This window comes from Thermococcus indicus, from assembly GCF_006274605.1.
In the GTDB taxonomy this organism is placed as follows: domain Archaea; phylum Methanobacteriota_B; class Thermococci; order Thermococcales; family Thermococcaceae; genus Thermococcus; species Thermococcus indicus.
The window spans coordinates 2,025,465-2,043,897 of the sequence record NZ_CP040846.1 but is presented as its reverse complement, the minus strand read 5'-3'; the positions used below and the strand labels follow the sequence as shown (position 1 = coordinate 2,043,897).

The 18,433-nt window shown below is 55.1% G+C and carries 18 protein-coding genes, 1 tRNA gene and 3 pseudogenes; 9 read left to right on the top strand and 13 right to left on the bottom strand.

Annotated features, from left to right (window positions below):
- Positions 1–12 precede the first annotated feature (12 nt).
- Positions 13–3,306 carry a helicase-related protein gene (locus tag FH039_RS11115; RefSeq protein WP_139681852.1) on the bottom strand — a complete coding sequence of 1,098 codons (3,294 nt, stop codon included), beginning with the start codon at positions 3,304–3,306 and terminating at the stop codon, positions 13–15.
- A gap of 215 nt (positions 3,307–3,521) precedes the next feature.
- On the opposite strand from FH039_RS11115, the gene FH039_RS11110 reads away from it, so the two are divergent.
- Positions 3,522–4,187 carry a recombinase family protein gene (locus FH039_RS11110; protein ID WP_168188411.1) on the top strand — a complete coding sequence of 222 codons (666 nt, stop codon included), beginning with the start codon at positions 3,522–3,524 and terminating at the stop codon, positions 4,185–4,187.
- Entirely contained in the window at positions 4,177–4,434 is a 258-nt protein-coding gene (locus FH039_RS11105; RefSeq protein WP_139681365.1) for an Atg14 domain-containing protein, read from the top strand. Before FH039_RS11110 ends, FH039_RS11105 begins: the two co-directional genes overlap by 11 nt.
- A gap of 95 nt (positions 4,435–4,529) precedes the next feature.
- Here the strand turns inward: FH039_RS11105 and FH039_RS11100 are convergent, their stop codons facing one another.
- From FH039_RS11100 to FH039_RS11090, 4 genes are all read right to left on the bottom strand, one after another.
- Complete coding sequence (locus tag FH039_RS11100; RefSeq protein ID WP_139681364.1) at positions 4,530–4,775, bottom strand: hypothetical protein; 246 nt, start codon at positions 4,773–4,775, stop codon at positions 4,530–4,532.
- Between the two features lie 130 nt (positions 4,776–4,905).
- Positions 4,906–5,064, bottom strand: coding sequence for a hypothetical protein (locus FH039_RS12220; RefSeq protein WP_168188410.1), 159 nt, complete (start codon positions 5,062–5,064; stop codon positions 4,906–4,908).
- 95 nt (positions 5,065–5,159) lie between these two features.
- Entirely contained in the window at positions 5,160–5,807 is a 648-nt protein-coding gene (locus FH039_RS11095; RefSeq protein WP_168188409.1) for an integrase, read from the bottom strand.
- Between the two features lie 388 nt (positions 5,808–6,195).
- A tRNA-Leu gene (locus FH039_RS11090) sits at positions 6,196–6,283 on the bottom strand.
- 101 nt (positions 6,284–6,384) lie between these two features.
- Here FH039_RS11090 and FH039_RS11085 point away from each other — a divergent pair.
- The 5 genes from FH039_RS11085 to FH039_RS11065 are packed head-to-tail and all read left to right on the top strand — an operon-like array spanning position 6,385 to position 9,360.
- Positions 6,385–6,765 (top strand): DUF2178 domain-containing protein, encoded by a 381-nt coding sequence (locus tag FH039_RS11085; RefSeq protein WP_139681362.1) that lies wholly within the window; start codon positions 6,385–6,387, stop codon positions 6,763–6,765.
- Complete coding sequence (locus FH039_RS11080; protein WP_139681361.1) at positions 6,765–6,974, top strand: helix-turn-helix transcriptional regulator; 210 nt, start codon at positions 6,765–6,767, stop codon at positions 6,972–6,974. Before FH039_RS11085 ends, FH039_RS11080 begins: the two co-directional genes overlap by 1 nt.
- The gene (locus tag FH039_RS11075; protein WP_338064602.1) at positions 6,958–7,332 is read left to right on the top strand and encodes a hypothetical protein; all 375 of its coding nucleotides are present in this window, start codon (positions 6,958–6,960) and stop codon (positions 7,330–7,332) included. The genes FH039_RS11080 and FH039_RS11075 overlap by 17 nt, the downstream gene beginning before the upstream one ends.
- On the top strand, positions 7,319–8,077 hold the full coding sequence (locus FH039_RS11070) for an ABC transporter ATP-binding protein (RefSeq protein ID WP_139681360.1): 759 nt from the start codon (positions 7,319–7,321) through the stop codon (positions 8,075–8,077). Before FH039_RS11075 ends, FH039_RS11070 begins: the two co-directional genes overlap by 14 nt.
- Complete coding sequence (locus FH039_RS11065) at positions 8,074–9,360, top strand: ABC transporter permease (RefSeq protein ID WP_139681359.1); 1,287 nt, start codon at positions 8,074–8,076, stop codon at positions 9,358–9,360. The genes FH039_RS11070 and FH039_RS11065 overlap by 4 nt, the downstream gene beginning before the upstream one ends.
- A 10-nt stretch (positions 9,361–9,370) precedes the next feature.
- On the opposite strand, the gene FH039_RS11060 is transcribed toward FH039_RS11065, so the two are convergent.
- Positions 9,371–9,784 carry an RNA-binding domain-containing protein gene (locus FH039_RS11060; RefSeq protein ID WP_139681358.1) on the bottom strand — a complete coding sequence of 138 codons (414 nt, stop codon included), beginning with the start codon at positions 9,782–9,784 and terminating at the stop codon, positions 9,371–9,373.
- A gap of 71 nt (positions 9,785–9,855) precedes the next feature.
- Here FH039_RS11060 and FH039_RS11055 point away from each other — a divergent pair, with 71 nt between their 5' ends.
- Positions 9,856–10,665 carry a ZIP family metal transporter gene (locus FH039_RS11055; RefSeq protein ID WP_139681357.1) on the top strand — a complete coding sequence of 270 codons (810 nt, stop codon included), beginning with the start codon at positions 9,856–9,858 and terminating at the stop codon, positions 10,663–10,665.
- On the opposite strand, the gene FH039_RS11050 is transcribed toward FH039_RS11055, so the two are convergent.
- From FH039_RS11050 to FH039_RS12550, 4 genes and pseudogenes are all read right to left on the bottom strand, one after another.
- The gene (locus tag FH039_RS11050) at positions 10,651–11,208 is read right to left on the bottom strand and encodes a dephospho-CoA kinase (RefSeq protein ID WP_139681850.1); all 558 of its coding nucleotides are present in this window, start codon (positions 11,206–11,208) and stop codon (positions 10,651–10,653) included. The genes FH039_RS11055 and FH039_RS11050 overlap by 15 nt on opposite strands.
- Positions 11,209–11,253: 45 nt before the next feature.
- A pseudogene (locus tag FH039_RS12560) lies at positions 11,254–12,441 on the bottom strand (helix-hairpin-helix domain-containing protein); the annotation flags it as partial.
- Between the two features lie 180 nt (positions 12,442–12,621).
- Positions 12,622–13,305 (bottom strand): annotated as a pseudogene (locus FH039_RS12555) (LAGLIDADG family homing endonuclease); the annotation flags it as partial.
- A gap of 324 nt (positions 13,306–13,629) precedes the next feature.
- Positions 13,630–14,643, bottom strand: a pseudogene (locus FH039_RS12550) (DEAD/DEAH box helicase); the annotation flags it as partial.
- Positions 14,644–14,715: 72 nt separating this feature from the next.
- Here FH039_RS12550 and FH039_RS11035 point away from each other — a divergent pair.
- Positions 14,716–15,279, top strand: a complete 564-nt coding sequence (locus tag FH039_RS11035) for a globin family protein (RefSeq protein WP_139681356.1) — start codon at positions 14,716–14,718, stop codon at positions 15,277–15,279.
- Positions 15,280–15,283: 4 nt separating this feature from the next.
- On the opposite strand, the gene FH039_RS11030 is transcribed toward FH039_RS11035, so the two are convergent.
- The 3 genes from FH039_RS11030 to FH039_RS11020 are packed head-to-tail and all read right to left on the bottom strand — an operon-like array spanning position 15,284 to position 18,425.
- The gene (locus tag FH039_RS11030; RefSeq protein ID WP_139681355.1) at positions 15,284–16,264 is read right to left on the bottom strand and encodes an ABC transporter ATP-binding protein; all 981 of its coding nucleotides are present in this window, start codon (positions 16,262–16,264) and stop codon (positions 15,284–15,286) included.
- 9 nt (positions 16,265–16,273) lie between these two features.
- Positions 16,274–17,254 (bottom strand): ABC transporter ATP-binding protein, encoded by a 981-nt coding sequence (locus FH039_RS11025; protein WP_139681354.1) that lies wholly within the window; start codon positions 17,252–17,254, stop codon positions 16,274–16,276.
- Positions 17,247–18,425, bottom strand: a complete 1,179-nt coding sequence (locus FH039_RS11020) for an ABC transporter permease (protein ID WP_139681353.1) — start codon at positions 18,423–18,425, stop codon at positions 17,247–17,249. The genes FH039_RS11025 and FH039_RS11020 overlap by 8 nt, the downstream gene beginning before the upstream one ends.
- Between the last annotated feature and the right edge of the window lie 8 nt (positions 18,426–18,433).

Genomic DNA, 18,433 nt, shown 5'->3' with positions numbered 1-18,433 from the left:
TCTACCGCCTCCTCAGACTTCAACCTTCTTACCCTTCTCTCTCCACTCTTCAACCGGGACTTTGAACCTTATCTCGTACTTCTCCACGACCTTGAGCGTGTGAGCGGGATCGCGGATGATGTAGAGGGTCGGCTTTTCAGCGGCGTACGCAACGACGTAAAGCCAGTACTTGTCGCGGAGCCTCTTCGCGGTAACGTACTCGTTCCACGTGAGCTCGACGTTGCCAAGCCTTGCCCTCGCCTTCACCTCGATGTGCCTCTTCTCACCCTTCCCCTCGGAGTAGATGTCGTAGCCGAGGTTGTCCTTTGACACGTCCCTCGGCTCCCTTCCCTGCCTCCTCTCGTACTCCATAGCTATCTGCATCCCTATCTCCTCTATCGTCGGGTCTTCGCCCATCTCTCCCCTCGGGAGCACGTAGATGGCCCCAATGAAGACGGGAGGTCTTACCATGAGGCTCGTCTCCCTGGCAATCCTTTCCGGAAGTTCCTCCAGCGCCTTCCGATAACGGTTCAGCCTCTCCTCAAGGTTCCTTATGGTGAGTGCGTACCTCTTCTTCTCCTCCGGCGGGAGGAGCTCGTACTCGGCCAGCTTGTAGTCGAGGTCGTCTATCAGCTTCTTGAGGGACTTCACCCCGTACTTCTCCTTTATCTCCGCCTGCCTCTTCCTCTCCTTGAGAAGCCTGTCCTTGTACTCTTCGAGGACCTTCATGGCGTAGATCATCGCGTTCTCTCTCCGGCTGAACTCAACCTCCACCTCGGGGGAGTCTCTGGCCGGTTCGAAGTCCCATATTATTTTCGGGTCTATGACCTCAAGGCTCTCTCCATCGTCGTAGACCGCCACGAGCGTCTTGCCCGCCGTCTTGTTGAAGCCGTCCTGAACTTCACCCTCGAAGAACCAGATGGTGCCGTGGAGTCTGTTCCTGGGGTCGTAGAAGACCGCTCCGCGCTGGAGCTCTTTGAGGTACCCCTCCTGAACCCACTCGCGGAGGGCTTCGAAGAGCGGATGCCCGAACGAGACGAACTCCACGTCGTCCCTTTTCTCGGAGATTGCTTTGTCAAAGGTTATGGCCTTGTACGAGCGCTCCACCGTGCCGTACTGCTTCCTCTCCGCTATCTCCCTCAGGACCCTGGGGGTTCTCTCAACCGAGTAAACGTGTGGTTCCTTCTCCCGTATTCTCGCGTTGAGGCGCTTCATGGCCTTGATAAAGAAGAGTTCGAGGTACTCCGGCGATAGCCGGTTCTCTTCGGCCTTCTCAAGGAGCTGCATTATCCTGCTCAGGTCTATGTGCTTCGTCGCGAGGCTCTCCCCGAGGAGCTCTTCCGCCTTCTTCCTTATCTCCTCTGGCCGGAGCTTTGGCTCTTCCTCCTTCAGGACACTGTCCGGGTCTCTGAGCATGACGGCGACTTCCGCAAGGAGGGTGTACAGGTTCTCCCCATCGAGGAGTTCTCCGATAACGTCGAAGACCTTATCCCCGAGGGCCTTCCTTATCTCCTCTATCTTGTGGAGAAGCCTCTCAAGTACCATGCCTTCTCTTGTGTTTTTGGCCACGAAATTGAAGATGTGAACCGGATACCTCTGACCGTAGCGGTGCACCCTTCCTATCCTCTGCTCAAGCCGGTTGGGGTTCCAGGGGATGTCGTAGTTTATGAGCAGGTGGCAGAACTGGAGGTTGATACCCTCTCCGGCCGCCTCGGTGGCCACCATGACCTGAGCCCACTCCCTGAAGTCCTTTTCGCGTTGGAGCCTCGTCTCCATGTCCATCTCGCCGTGGATGAAGGTGACCGTGTAGCCCCACTCTTGGAGCTTGTTCACGAGGTACTCAAGGGTGTCCTTGAACTCCGTGAAGATGAGGATCTTCTCTTTCTCGCCGTGCTCCCTCGCTATGAAGTCCAGCGTCTCTCTGAGCTTCTTGAGCTTCGTCTCTTCCTCCGATGCTATCAGCTCCTCGCTCATCCTTATGAGCTTGTCGAGAGTCTTTATCTCGGCCTCTATGAGCTTCCTCTTTCTCACTATGGGGAGGCCTTCGAGCCTCAGCTCGGCCTTCCACCTTTCCCTCTCTTCCTCATCCTCGAGCTCAAGGAGGTCCTCAAAGTCGAGTTGCACACCCTTGTTCTCAAGCTCTCCGCTCTCAAGGTACTCCTTGAGGCGTGCTTTTCTGCGCCTGAGGGACTGGAGAAGTGCGTACGTGCTCGATGCGAACCTTCTCTGGAGTATCACGAGCGGGAAGACTATGCTCCGCCTGCTCCCTTCGAGAACCGTGTACTGGTCGTGGATGTAGAGGGATAGGTCGTTATAGAGCCTGATCTCCTTGTCAGTGAGGTTGAAGTTCACCGTGTGAGAGTACCTGGGCTTGAATATCTTCTTTCCCTCAAAGTCTACAAGGTCTTCTTTCATTCTCCTGAGGAATATGGGGTTTTCGTTTCTTCTTATCGCCTCAAGGAGTATCTCTTTGTCGCTGAAAAGGCCCGGAACAAGGAGGTCAAGGAGGAGACGGAAGTTTTCCGGGTCTCCCTTGTGTGGTGTGGCCGTAAGAAAGAGCATGTGGGTGGAGTTCCTTGAGAGCACTTCACCCACTTTGTACCTCTTCGTGCGGTAGATCTTCTTCCCGAAGCGGTATGCGGCCATCTTGTGGGCTTCATCCACTATCACGAGGTCCCAATCAACGTTCTCAAGGCTTTTCAGAATGTCCTCCCGCTTGAGGAAGTCTATTGAGGCAATTACCTGTTTTTCACGTCTCCAAACGTCGGTTGTCGTCCGGAAAATCTCCCTGTTGACGATAGTGAACTCTTCCTGGAACTTCTCCTTCATCTCCCTCTTCCACTGGGGTACGAGATGGCCGGGAACGACTATGAGGATTCTCTCCGCCAAGCCTCTGAGCTTGAGCTCCTTTATCACAAGGCCCGCCATGATGGTTTTTCCGGCACCGGGGTCGTCCGCGAGGAGGAAGCGTATCTCGGGGTTCCTGAGGATGTGGTTGTAGACCGCGTCGATCTGGAATGGAAGGGGTGCTATTTTCGAGACGCTGACCGCGAGTATTGGGTCATAGAGTGAGGCGAAATGGTACCGTTCTCCCTCGATTGCGAGGGCAACTGCTTCTGGGTCTCCTTTGAAGTCGAGGGGATTTGTGATGATTTCAATCTCCTCAAGGTCGGCTTTTGTCAGTATGTAGAGGTCGGCCTTGCGGGAGTTGAGGTAGTGGCCTCCCACCATGATTGTGTCTCCACTTTCGTTCACAATCTCGACGAGAAAAGGCTCCTTCCATTTCGTACTCTTGAGGATGTAGCCTGGTTTTATCCTCCCGTTCATTCCTACCAACCTGTTGGGGATTTCTATCTGGGTGGATAAAAGAGTTGCGGGAGCTTTGTTGGTTCGGTTGTGTCAAATTGGCTCGGTTCTGGCTTTATGTTTCATAACTGTTGATGCGCAGATTTTTGAAACGTCAAATCTATCATTTTGAGATTTTTGGTACAATAGTGCAAAAGTTTATATCGATGTTTATGATACATACTTGGGTGTGCCAGATGACGGTGTACGTGTACCTCCGAGTGAGCACGGACGAGCAGGACATAGACAGTCAAATGGAAAGCGTAAAGGGCTGGCTTTCTGAGAAGGGGATTGAGGAGTTTGAAATCATCAAGGATGAGGGGGTTTCTGGTGGTATACCTGCCAAGAAGCGTCCGGGCTTCTCAAAAATACTGGAAATGGCTCGGGAAGGTGATATTCTCGTGGTTTCCGAGCTGACTCGGCTGGGACGTTCGCTCGGCGATGTCATATTGACCCTCAATGAACTGACGGAGAAGGGAGTTCGCGTTGTCGCCGTCAAGGAGGGTCTGGATAGTACTTCCGATGCCATGCAGTTCAAGATAATGACGACTCTGTTGGCCCTTTTTGCCGACCTCGAGCGCGAGTTCATCCGGAAGAGGACAAGGGAGGGCTTGATGCGTGCGAGGGGGAAGGGTAAGCGGTTGGGGAGGCCGCCTGTGTTGGACGAAGGAAAGCTGGTTACTGTGGTTGAACTGTATCAGAAGGGATTCTCTGCCCGCAAAATCGCAGGTATTCTCAATGTGAGTCCGAGTACAGTGAGTAGGGCCCTCAGGAGGCTCAGGGAAGCAGGGGCTTTGAGTGAGCTCAAGGTGGTCAGGATTGACAGGAAAAAGCTCAAGGAGGTGATAGGCGGTGAGGGATGAGGAAATCCGTGAAGAACTCGAGGATCTCAGGCGAGAGATTGCCAAACTTCGGAGAGATGTCGCCTCCTTGAAGGGGGATATGGAGTGGGCTGAGGATCAGTTCGAGGATCATGAGGCAAGAATCAAGGTAATCGAAAAGATTCTGGACGTCGTTTACGATGAGGAGGGGAGGCAGTACAAGAGTAAGTACCTGAATAAGCTCTATGGCATGATAAAGGGCTTGGAGCGGAAGATAAAGCAAGAGTGAGACGGGAAGGTGGGTTGAGTTCCAAAGGTCTTTTCTCTGAAAGGCTGGTCTCGTTCGTGGGGGAGAAAGATGGCCCCGCCATTTGGCGGGGCAAATCACGGAGGATAAACCTCAAATTCATCACTTTGGAATTCTTTTGGCCTTTTCTTGAACAATCCGGCGGCAAGACTGACACTCAGGGGAACGAGGGGCGGTTTGTAGTTCCTGTAATGCCAGTATGCGAGCCATGCAACCACTATGTACTTGAAGCGTCCGGTATCGATGTTCTGGAACAATTCCCTGACTTCTGCTTTCGCTGTTGGAGGGATACTCTTCTCTATGATGAGTGTTGCTCTTTCCATGCCTTCAACGCCCTCCAGTAGAGGCTCTCCAGTTTGTCCGCGATTCTCATGCGGTAGGTAATGTCAATCTCTGGGTCCCTGAGCACTACAAGTGCGTCGGCGATTGTGAAGAGGTCTGAGGTTCGTATTCTCATCTTTGAATCATCTCCCAGTACAGTTCTTTGAGGACTTTGATTTCTCCTTCCAGTTTGTCCGTTTCTCCCCGTAGTACGGCTTCTGGGTTCAATCGCTTCCAAAAGAGCTCGTCCTCTTTCTGTTTGATGAGTTCTTTGAGTTCCCACGTGTTCACCTTTTTCACCTCCGTACCATACGTTATTCACGGGGGCCCTGAAGGGCCCGATTCATACTACTTACAAAAGTAATAAAGGTTGAAAAGAGTGGAGGTTACAGGTTCGAGTAAATGCGCTCTTTGATGGCCTGTAAAAGCTTGGGATACTGCTTCTTTGCGAGTCTGAGCGCATCGAGGTAATGACGAGCTCCGATAGAGGTTGGGGCTCTTCCCTGGAGAAAGTCGGCAACGTTGGAGTCCATTCCCACGTCAAGCGCTGTGGTGTACCACCATTTCCGTATGCCGTTGTAGAGTATTCTCTGTCGTTTGCCGACGTTTTCTGCGATGTTGTAGGATACTGGCTCGTTCATCTTGTATATGGCATCTGCGAGCTCTTTGGAGCAGAAGCAGACGAATGCTTGTTTTGTCTTGTTCCGAATGTTGAGTTCTGTGTACGCAAATTCTCCCATCGTTGTGTATTCTCCTTTTCTGAGTTTGTTCCATGCTGAAATAGCGTGAGAGCGACGGAGACCGCTTTCCACGACGAGCCGGAGGAAGAGGTGGTGTTTTTTGTTGGTGAGTTGGCGGAGTATGTTGGTGATGTCTTCGTCGCTATAGACTCTCGTATCGATGTTGTTCGTTCTTTTGAGCTTGACGCACCTCTTTATCGCCTCGTATTCTTCCTTCGTGATGATTCTCGACTCGTACGTGTATTTTGCGAAGCTTCTGAGAGCCAATCTTTGTGTTTTGGAGCCTTCTCTCATCTGCAGTAAATCATTGAAGGTTTGCGCTTTTGTGAGTGCGTTCAAATACGCTCTGGCAACTCTTTTTGTGAGCTGCTTTTCTGCCCAAATCGCCCATTTTGATAGTAGTCGTTCTTTTTCCAAAAACAGCCTCTTGAGAGGCTCACAATCATCAAAAGGAGCCTCCGGAGCCGAAGGTCGCGGGTTCAAATCCCGCCCGGCCCGCCACAGAAACTTTGCTGGGCAAAGTTTCATCAAAGTTTGGTATGCTTTTGTGCTGGCTCTTTGGGTGTTTGACTTCTAAACTGGCAATTCAAAGCGTGTTTTGAAGAAGCATGTCCACTTTTGACCGCTCCTTTCTGAACAGTTAAACCTCTCCGATCAAACTTTGTGCAGGCAATGGCTGTTGTGGTGCGGGGGACGGGATTTGAACCCGCGAACCCCTGCGGGACGGGACCCTAAATCCCGCGCCTTTGGCCAGGCTCGGCTACCCCCGCGCGGATTGAACTTCTCCCCGGCGCTTTAAAAACTTTGAGGGGAAAGGCTTATATGGATGTAAAGGAAGCTTTACGTAAAGGAAACTTTACATGGTGGGAGCATGGAACGGTGGAGAATTTTAGGTTACGCAATCCCCGCAACAGCGGCCTCTTTACTGGCCGTGGCGCTCTGGATGGGAAACGTTGCGCTGGCCTTCGGCGTTCTGGTGGCAACGGTGGCTGTTTCGTTCCTCTACGCAGACTGGCTCAAAAAACGAGGAGAGATTATAAGCGACGAGAGGACGCTCCGCATCGAGGAAATGGCCTCACGGAGAACCCTCCAGGTGGTGGTTCTGGCGTTGGCCTTTGCTGTCGTGGTGCTTTCTGTTCTCTCCGAGAAGGACCCAAACCTGAGGAGTGCCTATTACCTGGCCCTCAGTTTGATGGTTCTGACCTCGGCCCTAAAACTGTGCCTGAAGCACCATTACGCGAGGGTGATGTGATGAAGAACCGCCTGCGCGAGCTGAGGGAGGAGCTGGGCATAACCCAGGAGGAGCTGGCAAAAGCCCTTGGCGTGACCAGGCAGACGATAATAGCGATTGAGAAGGGCCGCTACGACCCCTCGCTCAGGCTCGCCTTCAAGATAGCCCGCTTCTTCGGCGTTAAAATCGAGGATGTCTTCATCTACGGGGGTGATGGAGATGAACGTTAAGAAGGCCTTTGGGGGGTTCCTATACCTCCTGGGCCTGGCCCTCGGGTTTTTGAGGCCACCGATTGAAAGGCTGGCGTGCATGAAAATACCGAGCGGGGAGGCATGCACGGGAATAAACATGCCCCTGCTCGCCGTCGAGCTTGGCTTTATCATGGCCGGCGCCCTGCTGATGGGGCTCGGTCACGGGTTTAAAAACCCCCACGAGCTCAATGGCTGGCTTGGAGTTGCTATCGGGCTTGGAACGGCATTCGTCGGGGGATACTCGGGAATCTGGGTGGTTTTTCTCTTTGGAGTTTCGCTCGCCACCCTTGGACTGCTCGTTTACAAGGTGGGGAGGGTCAAACATGCCCATGGCTGAAGTTCTGAATCTGGAGAAGGACTACGGAAAGGTGAAGGCCCTCAAGGGGATAAGCTTCTCCATCAACGAGGGTGAAATCTTCGGGCTCATCGGGCCCAACGGCGCCGGAAAGAGCACGACTCTCAAGATACTCTCGACGCTCCTCAAGCCGACGGGCGGGAGCGCGAAGATAGACGGCCACGACGTGGTGAGGGAAGCCGACAGGGTCAGGGAGATCATCAGCTACCTGCCGGAGGAGGCGGGAGCCTATAAGAACCTCACCGGCTATGAATACCTGCAATTCATGGCGCGGCTCTACTCCAAAGATGATGAGAGGGCAAGGGAGATGCTCGAGCTGGGCGTTGAACTCAGCGGGCTTGGGGAAAGGCTGCACGACAAGGTGTCGACGTACTCCAAGGGAATGACGAGGAAGCTCCTCATAGCGAGGGCGCTCATGGTGAAGCCGAAGCTGGCAATACTGGACGAACCGGCGAGCGGGCTGGACATAGTCAACGCGTACGAAATACGGCAGACGATAAGGCGCTTTGCAAGGAGTGAAGGAGTCACGTTCCTGCTCTCAAGCCACAACATGCTCGAGGTGGAGTTCCTCTGCGACAGGGTGGCGATGATAGCAGGAGGGAGGATAGTTGAGCTTGGAACCCCCGGGGAGCTGAAGGACAAGTACGGGGCAGAGAACCTCGAGGAGGTCTTCATGAGGGCAGTGGGGGCGGAAGCGAACGAGCCGGTCGGAGGTGAGGGGGCATGAGCGACTTCTGGGTGATGGCCAAGAAGGAGCTCAAGAACCTATTCAGGGACAGAAAGCTGCTCTTCGGCCTCATAATAGTTCCCCTGATAATCTACCCCATGATGGGGAAGTTCATACAGGTGGGAATGGAGCAGGCAACCGGGACGACTCACGTGACGATAGTGAACTTTGACGAGGGACGTTACGGAAAGGCTCTCGTGGATGCGCTCAAGACGGCCCCCAACACCAGCGTAACCCTTGTAAACGCCACGACGCTCGAAGGAGCGCTTCAATGGGCGGTGGAGAATAAACAGAACGTTCTTGTGGTTATCCCCGGGGACTTCTCCGCCAAGCTGACGGCGAACGAAACGGCCACGGTCGAGATATACGGCATCTTTCTGAGCGTGGGGACGGGAATGAAAGAGAGCGTCAGTGAGGGCAGGATAAGTGCCGTCATAGGGATACTGAGCGAGGAGATAGCGCGCCTTAAGGTGACCGCACTGGGTGCCGAAAATCCGGACGCGGTTCTGCATCCTATAACCGTGCAGAGCAGGTCTTACATAAACGACAGGGTGGTCGATGTTCCACCGGGGGTTGTCTCGGGAGTAATAGCGTCCCAGGCATTCACGATACCCCTGATAATCTTCCTTATGGTCATGATAACCTCCCAGATGGCCGCTGGAGCCATAGCGAGTGAAAAGGAAAACAAAACGCTGGAAACGTTGCTGACACTTCCGGTTCCCAGAACCCACATAGTCGGGGCCAAGATATTCGGAACCGCCATGATGGGCCTGGTCGCGGCGGTGGCGTACATGATAGGAATGCGGCAGTACATGGGCTCCTTCATGGGGGGAGACCTGGGGGTCAGTCTTGGGGACCTCGGCCTCGTGGTAACGCCGACGGGCGCCGCTTTATTCGCCCTTGTGGTGTTCCTGACGATAATAATCGCCCTCAGCTTAGCCATGATAGTGGCAACCTTCGCCGAAGACGTCCAGAGCGCGACAACGCTGGTCAGCGCGGTAATCCTGCCCCTGGCGTTTCCGGCTTTCATACTTATGTACACCGACATCGGGGACCTTCCAGTGGTCTTTCAGTACGTCCTTAAAGCGATACCCTTCACCCATCCGATACTCGACTACAGATACGTGCTGGTGGAGAACTACAGGGCAATAGCGGTCAGTGCCATCTACCTGGCCGCCATAGCGGTGGTTATACTCTACGCCACGGCAAGGCTGTTTTCCTCCGAGAGAATCCTGACGGCCCAGATAAGCTGGGGCAGGAGGAAGAAGAAAGCGGCCGAATGAGCTTTCCTTTTTACTCTATCGGCACCCCGTCCTTTGTCCTCGGTGCGAGCCACTTCATTAGCTTCCCCGGGTCCCGGGTTCTGATGATTATCGTTATAGGGCCCAGCGGCGACTCCTCGTTGAAGTTGACGACGCCGGCATAAGCGGCCTGCTTGTTGACCCTGATGATTATCTCCTCGCCGAAGTAGCCCTCCTCGAGGAAGGAGCGCGCGGTGTCGAGTATGGCCTGTCCGCGGAAGAGCTCGTAGAGCCTGCTAAGGGCTTTTCTGCTCTTCGTTTTGCCGGTCAGAATGACGTAATCGCCCCTATCGAACGCCTCGAACTCCAGGTCACGGACAAGGTTCAGCATAGCTCTCTTGACCTTCTCGATGTCCTCGGTCGGATAAACGTAAGCCTCAACCTCAACTTCCTCAAAGAGCTCCATCTTCTCACCCAGAAGAAGCTCGCGGGAAGGCTTATAAACCCAACCGCCCAAATAGTTAGGGTGGCCTAATAGTGTTAGAGAATTTCGTGGCCAATCTCGCGGAGTGGATACTGAGCATCTCGAACGGCGAAATCATGTGGGTTGCTTTCTACGCCGGGCTTTTCGTCGCTCTCATGACTTCCCTCGGTGCCATGGTGGCGATATTCGCCAAGAGCCTCCCAGAGGGAGGAGTTGATTTTGCCCTCAGCTTCGCCGCCGGTGTGATGATAGTGGCGGCCTTCACGAGCCTCATCCTGCCGGCGATAGAGAGCACCGGCTCCTTCGCACCGGCCGGAATCGGGATAGCCCTTGGAGTGCTGCTCATCTACGCCATAGACCGCTTCCTCCCACATGAACACCTCGTCAAGGGCTACGAGGGCCCTAAATCCATGAAGGACAAGCTGAGGAAGGTCTGGCTTCTCGTCATAGCGGTGATAATCCACAACCTACCGGAGGGCTTAGCGGTTGGAACCTCGCTCGTCTACAACCTGGAGGTGGGCCTCGTCACCACCATAGCCATAGGCATCCAGGATTTTCCCGAGGGAACCGTCGTTTCCCTGCCCCTCGCAACGATACAGAAGAAGCGCCTCCAGCCGATAGCGATGGGCGTGCTGAGCGGCTTCGCGGAGATGGCCATGGTGCTCCTCGGGGCGTATTTCTTCACCCTCTTCGCCTGGCTCCTGCCGTACGGCCTCGGTCTGGCCGGCGGGGCGATGCTCTACGTGACCGTGAAGGAGATGATACCGGAAATATACAGGGGAGAAAACAGTGACACGCTGATAACCCTGGGGTTTTTCCTGGGCTTCTACGTGATGCTGTTCCTCGACTCAATGCTCGGCTAGAATCCTGTCAACGAGCTTCCTCACCCTCTCCTCGTACTCGCCCCTGCTGCAGTCGTTCACTATCATGTGGTCGGCCATCGCGATGACGTTGCCTATGCCGAACTTCAGCTCCTTCCAGTCGCGCTCCTCAAAGTCCTCCCAGCTTTTGGGGTCGTCGTGCCTTCCGCGGGCCTTGAGCCTATCGAAGCGCATGTGCGGTGGCGTGTGAACGGCCAGTATTATTATCTCCTCGTCTGGAAAAGCGCTCCTGAAGGTCCCGACCTCGTCGAGGGAGCGGACGCCGTCTATAACGACGACCCTGCTGTTCTCAAGGAGGCGCCTCACCTTCTCGACCGTCAGCTTTGCGACGGCGTTCTGGCCCAGCTCCTGCCTCAGCCTTATGCTCACCTTGGCGACGTTCTCCTTGGTCAGCTCCAGCCCGCGCTTTACGGTCTCCTCCCTCACGACGTCTCCCATAGAAACGCTCGGAAAGCCTCTACTCTCGAACTCCTTGACGATCCTGCTCTTTCCCGAACCGGGCATTCCAGTCACGATGATTATCATAGTGCCCACGCCCGAGTAAAATAGGGGGATTTAAAAAGATTGGCCCTACTTCAGGAAAGCATCGAGGGTTCCCTTCCGCGCTTTTTCTGCCTTTTTGGAGTCCTTTTTAGCACCCTTCGGCATCTCCACGCCGAAGTGTCGGAACAAACCTTCAACCACCTTCATTCCGATGCCCTCGACCTCCAGGAGGTCCCTCACCTTGGCGCGCATTATATCCTCCTGTGTCCTGAAGCCGGCGTTGTAGAGCGCCCTCGCCCTCTTCCTTCCGATGTTGGGGAGCTTAACCAGCTCGAGGAGCTCCTCGCGAACGCCATGACGCAGGCGGAGGTGCAGGTCTTTCAGGTAGTTCAGCACTTCTTCCTCCGGCTCGAAGAGCTTGTAGAGTTCGATGAGCGAATACATCAGCCAGTCCGCGAGCTCCAGAATTCTGTAGAGGTCCCCGGGGTCTATGTTGTAGGTCTCGTATATCCTCGTCTCCGGAACCTCGTTTATCCAGTCGAGAAGCACCTTTGCCGTTTTTATCTGGCCCAAAAAGCCCTGGAAGCGCGAGTCCTCGTAGTAGGGGATGTTCGTGTAAAGCTTATCCTCCATCTCATAGGCCAGGTCGAGGTAGTCCTCCATCTCCCTTTTCCTGGCGTTCAAAACCCCCATGTCCGGCGTCGATGCCATCAGCTGGAAGATTCCGAAGGGGTTGGGGTTGTTCTCAATTGCCGGAAAGGCGTCCTTGAATTTCTTCGCCGTGAGGGGGTCTATGTAGAGCTGGGAGGTGCGCTTTCCAAAGGGCAGGGGCATGAAGCGGTCGTTCATGTCCATGTCGATGAACCCGTTTTCGATGAGGAAGTAGACGACGTTCTTGGCCTTGTACTCAAGAGAGGCTATATCCCCGCGCTGGTGGGCGTAGAAAGTCCTCTCAAGGAAAGAAACCAGCTCACGGAAGTTACCTATTCCGAAGTTGGTCACGAGCGCCAGAATCTGGCTCCTGAAGGCCTGCTCGTTGGCGAGCATCGAGAACAGTTTCTCGGGCTTTCCGTGGATGTATTTCTCCATCAGCCTTCTCGGTTCCTCCGTCCTTGCGACGATTATCGCCTCTCCGACTTTGTCGTACTTCGGCCTTCCTGCCCTTCCCATCATCTGCTGTATCTCGAGAACCGGTATGTCCGTCCAGCCGAAGCCGGCGTAGCGCTTGGTGTCGCGGATTATTACTCTGAACGAGGGCAAATTCACACCAGCCGAGTTGTGGACTATGAAGCCAACGCTGTAACTCTCGTCGTCCTCGACCTCAAGATTATAGACGTCACCCTCGTAGAATTCCTCCTCAACGGAGCGAACCTTAACGAGAAGATAGCCGTTCCAGATCGTGTTCACGTTGTAGGTTCTATTTCCTTTCGGAGGAACCTTAAGACCGAGTTCTTCGAGCAACTCATAGTACGAGCGTCCGCTGATTTTAACTTCGTAGATTGGCTTCCTGCTTTTTCCAATTCCAGACTTCCTCACGCTTCTCGAAATCGACGATACATATCCAAGAGAGCCAAGGAGAAGCTGAAGTTGATAGGCCAAGGTGGGCGAGACCGTGGTGTAACTTACATAGTTGGCCCTACTGCTATTGTCTCTTCGTATATAACCATCTCCCTCAACAAGACCTCTTAAAAGTCCAAGCCGGACTTCCCTGTTCTCGTTGAAGAGAAGAACATCGGGAATCCTTTTCTCGTATGCCCTGTGACCGATGTTCCCTCTGAGCCATTCGGCAAATCTCTTGTTGCAGAAGCGGACGACTCTCCTGTTCCGCTCGTGGTCCTTCACAACGACGTTAGCGTGTGGGAAATACTTTTTGATAGTTTGTACAAGGAATTCTGTAATCTGGTTTTCATGGGAGCCAATGGCGAAGTTTACGGCCCCTGTTTTTGAGGTAGACCCCTCAGCAATCCACAGGCCCAACAACCTTGCGGTTTCAAAGTTTAGAGGCAAGAATTCTGGTGTTCTCCTTATAGAGGGGTGTAATTTATCTGTTGTTCCGAACTGATTTGAAACATAGATTGGTTCCCGCAGAGGGATTCTGTCTACTGTAACTTTTGGCTGTGGAATCGGCTGAAGGAGCATATAGGATACCTTTTCGTCCTTATTGGTTTCAACAAGTTCCTTGAGTTCCTGAACGGTTATCCACTCTGGTCCTTTGAACTCCCACCAGATTACCTGTCTACCATCCGAGTAATGGGACTTATGGCGGATTCTCTTAACGACCCACACCATGTGTTCGGGCGTTACCCTCACCGGAACGGTTCCCCTCGCTTTGATTACGAGCATTTTACCGCTGTGGGACCTTCTTAGCGGTGTTATGGCTTTCTTAAAATGGCCGCTGTGAGTCAGAACTTCATCCCCTTCTTCAAGCTCGCTTACTTTTTTAACGCCGTTTTTTGTGATTACCGGGGTCTCTGGATGCATGCACAGCGTTGGGGTGGCCGTTATTACCTTAACCAACCCCTCCCTGAAGGCGTCCTCTATCATGGTCCTCTCAGCCCTGCTCAGGCCCGCGTGGTGGAAGGCGACACCGCCCCGCAGCGCCCTCTTGAGCTTCTCCGTCGTAGGGTTGTCCTCGATAGAGGAAACCAGCTCGTCTAGCTGCCTGGTCTCCGGCTTCGTGAGAAGACGGGCTATCTTGGAGGACAGCGAGAGGGCCTCCTTCTCGGCAGAGCGGCGGGTGTTGACGAACACCAGCGCCTGCTTGCCCCTCTTGACCGCGTCAATTGCCAGACTCTCCCAGTTCTCAGGGTAGCGGTCTATTTTGCCGTCCTCCCAGAAGAGCCGCCCGATGTGAAATACCCCCTTCCTGAGCTGAACCGGGCGCCAGTCGCTCATAACCAGCGCGGCATCGAGCCACTCGGCGAGCTCCTCGGCGTTTCCAACGGTGGCACTCAAAGCCAGGATCTGCGCCCTGCCCAGCATGTGGCTGAGTATCATCTCGAGCGTGGCCCCCCTGTCGTAGGAGCCTATGAGGTGGACCTCGTCCGCCACGACCAGTTTGACGTCTTCAATCCAGTTGGAGCCGTGCCTCAGGAGGGAGTCGAACTTCTCGGCGGTGGCGATGATTACATCATAACGCCCGAGCCACTCATCGGTGGAGTCGTAGTCACCGGTCGTTGCAGCCACGCGGAGACCCAGAACCTCCCATTCCTTGAACTCGCGGTACTTCTCCTCCGCAAGGGCCTTCAGGGGGACGAGATAGACCGCCTTACCCCCATCGCGGAGGAGCCTGTTGACCATGACTATCTCGCTCACAAGGGTCTTTCCGCTCGCCGTGGGAATAGCTAAAACGAGGTTTTTTCCCTCTAGGACGCCGCTCATCAGGGCCTCCGCCTGCGGCGGGTACAGTTCCTCTATTCCCCTCTCACGGATTATCCTCTTTATCCTCTCGTCCACTGGAAGCTCATCAACCCTCATAGCCCTCAGCTCCGGGACTATTCCTCCGGCGGTTTTATATGCTTATCCCACGTACTCAACGGGGGGAGAGGCATGAGGCTGAGGGTTCCCTACGTGCTCTTCGAGACAAGGACCGGGATATACGGCGTGGACGCGTACTTTTCGCTGAGGGTGGAGAAACCCGAGAGGCGTGCAACGCTGATAAGAAAGGCCGAAAACCTCCAGCGGCTCGAGGCCAGACCCCAAGGGGCCCTGCTGGAAGAGGGCTCCCTGAGGAACTACCTGACTTCCCTCTTCGTGACCCTCTACGACCTCAGCGGCGAGAGGTTCAACGAGAGGGCACGGCACATGAGGCGCTGGAACATCTGGAGGATCATCGGCATACCAACCGGCCACCAGCGGCACGTGGACAGGGACGAGGAGCTGGCCAAGAAGAACCGGGAAGCCCTGCTGGCCCTGGCGATAATGAGGAAGGTCCTCGGGATAAAGAGTCCCGCGGAGCTGGGGGAAACTGTGGTAAAACCCCGGGGCTATGCAGTCCTCGAGTTCGAAGTGAACGGCGGGGAAGTCGGCGACCCCGTTTACAGGGAACTGTTCAAAATAGACTCCAACGCAGGAATGGCACTCCAATGGCTGAGAACGGAAAAGATAGAATAAAAAATCATGCCTTTCCGTAGAGCCAGCAGGCGACGTAGTGGCCGTTCTCGACCTCCACCAGCGGGGGCTCTTTCTTGTCGCAGAGTCCTGCCTTGGCAAACGGACATCTCGGGTGGAAGCGGCATCCCTGGGGCGGGTTTATTGGGCTCGGCGGCTCCCCCTCAACCTTCATGCGCTTCGCTTTGAGCTCCCTTGACAGCTCCGGGTCGGGAACGGGTATGGCGGACAGCAGGAACTTGGTGTACGGGTGGAGGGGGTTTTCGAAGATCTCTTCCGCCGGCCCGACCTCAACGAGCTTTCCAAGGTACATAACGCCCATCCTGTGGCTCATGTACTTGACGACGCCAAGGTCGTGGCTGATGAACAGGTACGTGAAGCCGAACTCCCTCTGGAGGTCCTTGAGGGTGTTGAGGATGTTGGCCTGAACCGAAACGTCGAGGGCCGAGGTGGGCTCATCGAGGACTATGAACTCCGGCCTGAGGGCCAGCAGTCTGGCGAGGGCTATTCTCTGCCTCTGACCGCCGCTGAACTCGTGGGGATAGCGGTAGAGGTGCATCTCGTTGAGGCCGACGCTCTCCAGGAGCTTTATCACGAACTCCTCGGGGTCATCGACGGGTATCCTGTGGAAGCGGACGGGCTCCATGATGACCTCGAAGACCGTCTGCCTGGGGTTGAGTGAGGAGTAGGGATCCTGGAACATGATCTGGGCCTTCCTGCGGAACCACTTCATCTCCTCGCCCTTGAGCTTCGTGACGTCCTTGCCCTGGAAGATGATTTGACCGCTGGTGGGTTCGATGAGGCGGAGGATGGTCCTTCCGGTGGTGGTTTTTCCACAGCCGCTCTCTCCGACGAGACCGAAGGTTTCACCCCGGTTTATCGTGAAGCTGACGTCGTCAACGGCCTTGACGTAGCCCTCAGTTCTGAAAAGGCCCCTAATGGGGAAATACTTCTTGAGGTTTTTAACTTCGAGTATCGGCTCGCTCATGGTATCACCTCAGTAAAGGTGGCACGCCACGAAGTGACCGGGTTCTATCTCCTTCAGCTCGGGGACCCTATCCTTGCAGACGCCCATGACCCTCGGGCACCTCGGGTGGAAGCGGCATCCCCCGGGCGGCTCTATCAGGTTGGGAACCGTTCCCGGGATGGTCTCGAGCCGGTCTATCTTGGCCAGCGGGTTGGGAACTGCCCTGAGGAGACCCTGCGTGTACGGGTGAAGCGGGTTCTTGAATATCTGGTCAACGGAGCCTATCTCGACTATTTTACCCGCGTACATGACCGCCACACGGTCGGCCATCTCGGCGACCACTCCCATGTTGTGGGTGAGGAGTATCACGGTGGTGTTGTACTCGCGCTTGAGCTTGTTCATCAGCTCGAGTATCTGGGCCTGGACCGTGACGTCGAGGGCGGTCGTCGGCTCGTCGGCGATGAGTATCTTGGGGTTGTTGGCAACGCCCGTTCCGATGACGACACGCTGTTTCATTCCTCCGCTCATCTCGTGGGGGTAGTTCTTTACCCTGTTCTCCGGGTCGGGGATGAGAACACGGCGGAGAATATCAACGGCCTTCTTAAAGCCCTCTTTCCAGTCCTTGACTGTGTTGTGAACCACCATTCCCTCGGCTATCTGATACCCCACCGTGTAGAGCGGGTCGAGGGAGGCGTGGGGGTCCTGGAAGATGTATGCTATCTCCTTGCCGCGGATATCGCGTATCTCCTCGGGGCCCAGCTTGAGGAGATCGACGGTCGAACCATCCTCTCTGTGGTAGATCACGCTGCCCTCCACGATCTTTCCGGGGCTCTCGATGAGCTGGGTGAGGGCGCGCGAGGTGACGCTCTTTCCACAGCCGGTTTCACCGACGAGCGCGAAGGTCTCGCCCCTGTAGACGTCGAAGGAAACCCTTTCGATGGCCTTGACTATTCCAGCGTAGGTGTAAAAGTGGACGGTCAGGTCGCGAACCTCAAGGATCGGCTCAGGCATTGCTCTCACCCTCCTTCTTGGCCTTCTTAACCTTGAACTCTATGCTCCTCCTCGTCTTCGGGTCGAGGATGTCCCTCATCGTGTCACCGAGGAGGTTCCATCCGAGGGCCACGAGCATGATCATGAAGCCCGAGAACGTAACGAGCCACCAGTGCTCCGGGAAGTACTGGGAGCCGTCGTAGACTATCCTACCCCAGTCGGCTATTGGCGGCGTTGCACCGAGGCCGAGGAAGCTCAGGCCGGCCTCCATGAGGATGACGCCTCCAAAGTCGAGGGTTATGTAAACCAGTATCGGGCCGATGATGTTGGGCAGGATGTGCCTGAACATTATCGTTCTGGAGCTGAGTCCTATGGCGCGGGCGGCTTCAACGTAGAGGCTCTCCCTCTCGGTGAGGGTCGAACCGCGTGTTATTCTGGCGTAGGCCGGCCACCAGACTATGATCATGGCGAGTATGACGGCGAGGAGCTTTCCGAGGTTGCCGGCGTCCTGAGGTTCAAGCGCGAAGAGCCACAGCACGAAGCTCTGGACGGACTCATGGGTGGAGATGAAGTTCTGAAGCCTCTGCGGGAGCACGGCGGAAAAGGCCATGGCGAGGATGAGCGCCGGGAAGGCCAGGAACACATCGGTGATACGCATGACGAGCTCGTCAACCTTGCCGCCGTAGTACCCTGCGACGAGACCCAGGATAATGCCCAGGGGCACACCGAGGACTATGACGACTATCGATATCACCAGGGAGACCCTGGCTCCGTAGAGGATGAGACTGACGAGGTCCCTACCGAAGTTGTCCGCACCGAGCGTGTAGTGGATGTTCGTGGTGTACTGAATGATGTTGTCCCCCTGGAGCTCGGTAACGTTCAGGAAGTACGTCGAGCCGGGCGGGGCGAGGTAGGTGCTCATGTTGTAGTTGGTCGGGAAGAACCTGTAGTTCCACGTGGCGAGGCTGGGGCCGAATATGCCGAGGAGCACGAACATCAGCACGAGCGCCAGTCCTATGAGGCCCGGCGGGGAGCGGTTGAGGGCGTAGAGCATGAGCTTCCATTCTTCCATCTTGGAGCGGTTTTTCTTCTTCCAGTCCTTCTTGAACAGGCTTATGAAGCTTCCAAATCCCTCGACGAGCTTGTCAGAGAGCTTGTCAAGAATGTTTGATTTGTACTCTTCCCTGCCCATTTTATCAC